This is a genomic window from Parasynechococcus sp. (assembly GCF_042954325.1).
In the GTDB taxonomy this organism is placed as follows: domain Bacteria; phylum Cyanobacteriota; class Cyanobacteriia; order PCC-6307; family Cyanobiaceae; genus Parasynechococcus.
In genome coordinates this window covers 21,351-28,524 of the sequence record NZ_JBGKDS010000097.1, presented here as the reverse complement: position 1 = coordinate 28,524, position 7,174 = coordinate 21,351, and the positions used below count along the sequence as shown (strand labels likewise).

The 7,174-nt window shown below is 62.3% G+C and carries 8 protein-coding genes; 7 read left to right on the top strand and 1 reads right to left on the bottom strand.

The genetic code is table 11. The features are described 5' to 3' along the window. A partial coding sequence (locus ACGVKB_RS12040; RefSeq protein ID WP_392351970.1) for a DedA family protein occupies window positions 1–606 on the top strand: 606 nt, incomplete at its 5' end. Window position 607: 1 nt separating this feature from the next. Here the strand turns inward: ACGVKB_RS12040 and ACGVKB_RS12035 are convergent. Continuing rightward, window positions 608–988 (bottom strand): single-stranded DNA-binding protein, encoded by a 381-nt coding sequence (locus ACGVKB_RS12035; protein WP_392351969.1) that lies wholly within the window; start codon window positions 986–988, stop codon window positions 608–610. 139 nt (window positions 989–1,127) lie between these two features. Between ACGVKB_RS12035 and ACGVKB_RS12030 the strand changes: the two genes are divergently transcribed. The 6 genes from ACGVKB_RS12030 (at window position 1,128) to lysS (ending at window position 7,168) form a co-directional block, all read left to right on the top strand. Further along, window positions 1,128–2,180 carry a rod shape-determining protein gene (locus ACGVKB_RS12030; RefSeq protein WP_392351968.1) on the top strand — a complete coding sequence of 351 codons (1,053 nt, stop codon included), beginning with the start codon at window positions 1,128–1,130 and terminating at the stop codon, window positions 2,178–2,180. Window positions 2,181–2,184: 4 nt separating this feature from the next. Further along, the gene (gene mreC, locus ACGVKB_RS12025) at window positions 2,185–2,931 is read left to right on the top strand and encodes a rod shape-determining protein MreC (RefSeq protein ID WP_392351967.1); all 747 of its coding nucleotides are present in this window, start codon (window positions 2,185–2,187) and stop codon (window positions 2,929–2,931) included. 4 nt (window positions 2,932–2,935) lie between these two features. Beyond that, window positions 2,936–3,445 carry a rod shape-determining protein MreD gene (locus tag ACGVKB_RS12020; protein ID WP_392351966.1) on the top strand — a complete coding sequence of 170 codons (510 nt, stop codon included), beginning with the start codon at window positions 2,936–2,938 and terminating at the stop codon, window positions 3,443–3,445. Then, a complete protein-coding gene (locus ACGVKB_RS12015) occupies window positions 3,442–4,737 on the top strand; it encodes an ABC transporter substrate-binding protein (protein ID WP_392351965.1) in 1,296 nt (431 codons plus the stop codon). Before ACGVKB_RS12020 ends, ACGVKB_RS12015 begins: the two co-directional genes overlap by 4 nt. A gap of 113 nt (window positions 4,738–4,850) precedes the next feature. Beyond that, window positions 4,851–5,609: a response regulator transcription factor RpaB gene (gene rpaB / locus ACGVKB_RS12010; protein WP_392351964.1), complete on the top strand. Its 759-nt coding sequence runs from the start codon at window positions 4,851–4,853 to the stop codon at window positions 5,607–5,609. Window positions 5,610–5,659: 50 nt separating this feature from the next. After that, a complete protein-coding gene (gene lysS / locus ACGVKB_RS12005) occupies window positions 5,660–7,168 on the top strand; it encodes a lysine--tRNA ligase (protein WP_392351963.1) in 1,509 nt (502 codons plus the stop codon). The last annotated feature ends 6 nt before the right edge of the window (window positions 7,169–7,174 follow it).

Here is a 7,174-nt window from a genome sequence, read left to right as displayed (position 1 = left end):
GAAGCCAACCAGTGGCTGGGCTACACCGCGATCTTCGCGGCGATGTTTCTGGAGAACCTGTTTCCTCCGATCCCCTCGGAGCTGATCATGCCTCTGGGGGGCTTTTACGTGCAGCAGGGTCAGCTGGCGTTGATTCCGGTTGTTGTTGCTGGTTTGCTCGGCACCGTGCTGGGGGCGTTGCCCTGGTATGGCATCGGACGCCTGATCAATGAGGAACGCATCGAGCTCTGGCTGAGTCGCCACGGTCGTTGGATCGGCATCAGCTCCGAAGAATTGGCGCGCAGTCGCCGTTGGTTCAGCCGCTATGGAACGGCGCTGGTGTTCTGGGGACGGCTGGTGCCAGGCATCCGCACCTTGATCTCTGTCCCGGCCGGGATTGAGTTGATGCCGTTGACCCCCTTCCTGCTCTGGACCACCGCTGGAAGTTTGATCTGGACCCTGTTGCTCACCCTGGCCGGCATGGTGCTTGGCGAGGGTTACAACAACGTTGAGCTCTGGATCGACCCCGTCTCCAAGGTGGTGAAAGTTGGGCTGGTGTTGGCCGTTCTGGGCGGCGCCATCTGGCTGGGGTTGCGCATCTGGCGCCGGCGGCAGTCGGCCGATTAGGTCAGAAGGGGATTTCCTCGTCGGAGGCCTGCCCGCCGCCGAAGCTGCCGCCAGCCTCTTGGCTGTCGCGTTTGGAGCCAAGCAGTTCCAGGCGATCCACCCGCACCACGGGTTTGCTGCGCTCTTCTCCGCTGTTGCGGTCCGTCCAGCGATCCAGTTTGAAGCTGCCGATGATGCCGAGCAGGGATCCTTTGCGGACGTAGTCCGCGGCCACCTGGGCCTGCTTGCCCCAGATCTCAAGGTTGAACCAGTCCGGCTCATCGTCGCGGCTGCGGCGATTCACGGCGATGGTCAGGTTGGCGACGACGCTTCCTGATTCGAAATAACGCACTTCAGGATCGCGGCCGGCACGGCCGACGAGAGTCACGGAATTCACGCCCATAAATGTTGTCCTCCTGGTGATGGATCAATGATGCGCCACAGCATTCGTGGCGGCTTCAGGAGAGTTCCACCGCGCTCAGCGGCTGTAACAGGCAGCGTGGGGGAACACCCCTATGATTCGCCGGCCTGGTTCGCCGTCCGTGTTCTTCCGTCGTTTTCAGCTCTCACGGGACATCGGCATCGATCTCGGAACCGCCAACACACTGATTTATGTCTCCGGTCGCGGCATCGTGCTGCAGGAGCCTTCGGTGGTGGCACTGGATCTCGAACGCAATACAACCCTGGCCGTTGGTGATGAGGCCAAGCTGATGCTGGGCCGAACCCCCGGCAACATCCGTGCGGTCCGTCCGTTGCGCGACGGGGTGATCGCCGATTTCGATGCGGCGGAGCAGATGCTCAAGACCTTTATCACCAAGGGCAACGAGGGGCGCGGCATCATGGCTCCCCGTCTTGTGGTGGGAATCCCCAGTGGTGTCACCGGTGTGGAGCGCCGTGCCGTGCGGGAGGCCGGTATGGCGGGAGCCCGTGAAGTGCATTTGATCGATGAACCGGTGGCGGCTGCCATCGGTGCCGGTTTGCCGGTGACGGAGCCCGTCGGCACCATGATTGTCGACATCGGTGGTGGCACGACGGAAGTCGCGGTGCTCAGCCTCGGCGGCACGGTTCTCAGTGAATCCGTGCGTGTCGCCGGTGATGAGATCAGCGATGCAATCAGCGTCTATCTGAAGAAGGTGCACAACATGGTGGTGGGCGAGCGCACCGCTGAAGACATCAAGATCCGCATTGGCTCCGCGTTCCCGGATGACGCCTTTGATCAGGAGGCCATGGACGTTCGAGGTCTTCACCTTCTGTCCGGTCTGCCCCGCACCATCAACCTCAAAGCCGGTGACCTGCGCGAGGCGATTGCCGAGCCGCTCAATGTGATCGTTGAGGCGGTGAAGCGCACCCTCGAACGCACCCCCCCTGAGCTGGCTGCAGACATTGTCGATCGCGGCATCATGCTGGCCGGTGGCGGCGCTTTGGTTCGCGGAATCAGTGACTTGATCAGCCATGAGACCGGCATTTTTGTCCATGTGGCTGAGGACCCCTTGCTCTGCGTTGTGAATGGCTGCGGTCAGGTGCTGGAAGATTGGAAGCGCTTGAAGCGGGTGGTCGATACACCGGAATTCGTGCGTTCGTCCGCCACCTCCTGATTCGATGGCACCCTCCCTCTGGCCAGGTAAGGGCCGTTGGCGAGGCGCCCGTCGACTGACGCCGTGGCTGCTTTTTGTCGCCGCGTTGTTGATGGTGCGCCTGAGCAAGGGTGCTGGCTTTGCGGATGCCTATGCCTTGCTCAGCCGTCCGTTCTGGCCCGGGTCGGCCCAACGCGAATGGCTCACCGCTGCGAATGATCTTGAGCAACGGGCACGGCTTCAGCTGTTGGAGCAAGACAACCAGCGCCTGCGGGGCATGCTCGAGCTTCAGCAACGCGGTGAGGGAAAAGGTCTCGTCCCTGCTGCGGTGATTTCGCGGACGCCACGGGGCTGGTGGCAGCAGCTGGAGCTTGGCCGGGGGGCGAGCCATGGGATCAGCGCCGGTGATCCCGTGCTGGGTCCGGGTGGTCTGGTGGGCCGGATCGTCAGCGTCACTCCGGCCACGTCCAGGGTCAAGTTGCTCACGGCGCCCGGCACGGAGATCGGTGTCTGGTTGCCGCGTTCCCGCAGTCATGCGCTGCTGGTGGGCCAAGGCAGCAGCCGTCCTCGTTTGCGGTTCATCGAGAAGGATCCCAATGTGCGTCCAGGAGATCTGGTGAGCACATCCCCGGCCAGCACCCTGCTTCCCGCCAACGTGCCGGTGGGGGTGATCCAATCGGTCGATGAGCGATCGGTTCCAGCGCCCATGGCCGTGCTGCAGCTGATCGCCGCACCGGAGGCGATCGATTGGGTGCAAGTGAAAACCGATTGACGCGATGAATCGTTTGCATCGACAACCGATCTGTGTCGTCTCGGCTCTGATGGTCCCGCTGTTCACCCTGATGGCCCCGTCCTGGCTGGCCATTGCCGGTGTCGGACCGGCGTGGGCCGTGCTCTGGCTCTTGCCCTGGTCGCTGGTGGACGGGCCCGTGTCCGGAGTGATGGCTGGCTTGGGGCTGGGTCTCGTACTGGATGGACTCAGCCTGGACATCGGCTCACAAGTTCCGGCGCTGATGCTGCTCGGATGGTGGTGGGGGCGGCTGGGGCGCCGTGCCGCTCCAATTCAGCGCAGCCTCAACCTCGGGCTGCTCGCCTGGATCGGGGCCCTGGTGGTCGGGCTGGGCGTGCTGCTTCAGATCTGGTGGGGTCATGGGTTGGTTCTTGAGCTCGGGCTGCGCAGTTGGGGGGTGCAGACGTTGCTCTGTCAGTCCTTGGTGACCGCCTTGGTTGCTCCGTTGCTGGTCTCCCTGCAACTGTTGCTCTGGCGAAGGAGATCACCGGGATGAGCCTTGTGTTGCGTCGACGTCATCTGTTGCTGAGTGCCTTGGCAACTGGGCTGGCAGCGTGCCGTGGCGCCTCCTCCGGGCGCACGGCCTTGGAGCTCTGGACCCTGCAGCTGGCACCGAAATTCAACCCCTACTTCGCGGATCTGCTTGCCGCGTGGCGGCGAACGAACCCGCAATGGCCGGTGTCCTGGACCGATCTCCCTTGGGGTTCGGTGGAGCGCAAGCTCCTCGCGGCGGTGTTCGCCCGAACCGCACCGGACGTGGTCAACCTCAATCCTCCGTTCGCGGCCAATCTCGCCAGCAAAGGCGGGCTGGCGGATCTGGATCCGCTGCTGCCTGTTGGAGCCGCGGAGACCTATCTCCCCTCAGCTTGGGATGCGTGTCGCGATGCGGACGCGGGTCGCATCGCCATCCCTTGGTACTTAACGGTTCGCCTCAGCCTGGTGAATCACCAGTTGTTAGAGCAGGCCGGGCTGCAGACACCACCCCAGCGCTGGTCCGAACTTCCTGATTTCCTTCGGCGGATTCGCGAGCGGACGGGGCGCTACGGCCTCTTCATGACGGTCGTTCCCGACGATTCAGCGGAAATGTTGGAGACGTTGGTGCAAATGGGGGTTCAGCTCCTCGATGACAACCGCCGTGCCGCGTTTGATAGCCCGGCTGGCCGGGACGCCTTTGCCTTCTGGTCGGGCTTGTATCGCGAGGGTCTGTTGCCCCGGGAGGTGGTGAGTCAGGGTCAGCGGCGGGCCATCGAACTCTTCCAGAGCGGTGATCTGGCAGTGGCGGCAACAGGGGCTGAGTTCCTGCGCAGCATTCAGACGAACGCGCCCGGTGTGGCGGCTGTGACCCGAGCCCATCCGCCCATCACGGGCTCCGATGGCACGGCGAATGTTGCCTTGATGACCTTGGCGGTGCCGCGCCAGAGCCGTCAGCAACGCGAGGCCCTGGCGTTCGCGTTGTTTCTCACCGATGCCGCCAATCAGGCTCGCTTCGCCCGCGAAGCGCGGGTGTTGCCATCGTCTGTGGCGGCGTTGGAGCAGATTCGTGCGGAGCTCGAGCAGGAAGCTCCGGTCAGTCTTGGGCAAACACAGATCCGTGAGGCTCGGTTGCTGTCTGCTGAGACCCTCCGGTCCGCCCGTGTCCTGGTGCCGGCGTTGCCCGGGATCAAGCGCCTGCAAAAAATCCTTTACACCCAGCTACAGCGGGCCATGCTCGGGCAATTGAGCAGTGCGGATGCCCTTGCGGCAGCGCGCCGGCAATGGGATCAGTACTCGCAGTCACGCTGGCCGTAGGCGGCGATGTGGCAATTCTTAAGAGAATTTGTAAACCACCCTTGACACCGGCTTTTACCTGCCGCTTCGTCCACTTTGAACAGTATGGTTGCAACTCGTTAAGTGTGTGACGGATGCCGGGCGGAGAGCCCCTAGACCCCAAAGCCACGATCCTTGTGGTGGATGACGAGCCCGCCGTTCGTCGTGTTTTGGTGATGCGACTGCAGCTGTCCGGCTATCGCGTGATCTGCGCCGAGGATGGTGAACAGGCTCTCGAGATGTTCCACAGCGAAAGCCCGGATCTGATCGTCTTGGACGTCATGCTGCCAAAGCTCGATGGCTTTGCGGTGTGCCGTCGGCTGCGGGCTGAATCCTGTGTTCCGATCATTTTCCTCTCGGCCGTCGAGGCGATCTCCGAGCGCGTTGCTGGTCTCGATCTTGGCGCCGATGATTACCTTCCCAAGCCCTTCAGCCCGAAGGAATTAGAGGCCAGGATTGCGACCATTCTTCGCCGTGTGGGTCGCGGTAATGCCGAGGTCGAGAGTCGGGAAATGCCCACCGGCCAGGGTGTGCTCTGTCTCGGCGATTTGATCGTTGATACGAACCGTCGACAGGTCACCCGTGCGGGAGAGCGCATCAACCTCACCTACACGGAGTTCAGTCTCCTTGAGTTGCTGTTCCGGGAGCCCGGTCGGGTGGTCCCACGGGCTGAAATCCTTGAGCAGCTCTGGGGTTATCCCCCCCGTCGCTCCGCAGATTTGCGTGTTGTTGATGTGTATGTCGCGCGCTTACGCGGCAAGCTCGAGCCCGATCCACGCAACCCTGAACTCATCCTCACCGTTCGAGGCATCGGTTACTCCTCACAGAGGGTCGGTGAGGCCGCTTCGGCCTGATCCAGCCCCGCGGAGCGGCAGGATGGCGCCCGATCGTCTGTTCTGCTGCTGTGTCTGAGCTGCGCGCCACACGTCTTGAGAAAGCGAACGCGCTCAAAGACCTTGATCAGGGGCCCTATGCCCTCGGATTTCAGCCGAGTCATCGGATGCAGGCTCTACAGGCTGATCACGCCGATCTGCCCAATGGAGCCGAGCGTGATGTCACGGTGTCGGTCGCCGGCCGGGTGATGACTCGGCGGGTGATGGGCAAGTTGGCGTTCTTCACCCTTGCCGATGAGACCGGCACCATTCAGCTGTTCCTCGAGAAAGCTGGGTTGGACGCGCAGCAGGAGGGATGGTTCAAGCAAATCACCTCACTGGTGGATGCCGGCGACTGGATCGGTGTGACCGGCATCCTTCGGCGAACCGACCGCGGTGAGCTGTCGGTGAAGGTGAGCGACTGGAAGATGCTCACCAAGTCGTTGCAGCCGTTGCCTGACAAATGGCATGGCCTGGCCGATGTGGAGAAGCGCTATCGCCAGCGTTATCTCGATCTGGTGGTCTCCCCGGAGACCCGTGAAACCTTCCGGCGCCGGGCGGGCCTCGTGAGCGGAATCCGTCGCTGGCTCGATGCCCGTGATTTCCTCGAGATCGAAACCCCCGTGCTTCAGAGCGAACCCGGTGGTGCCGATGCCCGCCCCTTTGAGACGCACCACAACGCCCTTGATCTTCCCCTCACCCTGCGGATCGCCACGGAATTGCACCTGAAGCGTCTGGTGGTGGGTGGCTTCGAGCGGGTCTATGAACTGGGACGGATTTTCCGCAATGAGGGGATCAGCACGCGGCATAACCCGGAATTCACCACCGTCGAGATTTATCAGGCCTATTCCGATTACATCGGAATGATGGAGCTCACCGAGCAGATGATCGCCTCGGTCTGCCAGGACGTCTGTGGCACGACAACGATTCACTATCAGGGCACGGATATTGATCTAAAGGCCCCCTGGCGTCGCGCCACGATGCACGATCTCGTCCGGGATGCCACCGGTTTGGATTTCACCAGCTTCAGCAGCCGTGAGGAGGCAGCAGCGGCGATGAAGGCCCAAGGACTCCATGTCCCGGAGCTCGCTGATTCCGTCGGCCGCTTGCTGAATGAAGCGTTTGAGCAGGCTGTTGAGTCAACCTTGATTCAGCCGACATTCGTCACCGATTACCCGGTGGAGATTTCGCCCTTGGCTCGACCCCATCGCAGTAAGCCAGGTCTGGTGGAACGCTTCGAACTGTTCATCGTTGGCCGTGAGCATGCCAATGCGTTCAGTGAGCTCACCGATCCCGTTGATCAGCGTGAGCGACTGGAGGCACAACAGGAGCGCAAGGCGGCCGGTGACCTTGAGGCGCAGGGGCTGGACGAAGATTTCGTGACAGCCCTGGAAGTTGGGATGCCACCCACCGGTGGCCTCGGGATCGGGATCGATCGCTTGGTGATGCTGCTCACCGACAGTCCGTCGATTCGCGATGTGATCGCGTTTCCACTTCTTCGTCCAGAGAGTCGCACTGAAGCTGCACCTTCAGTGGGATAATGAAAC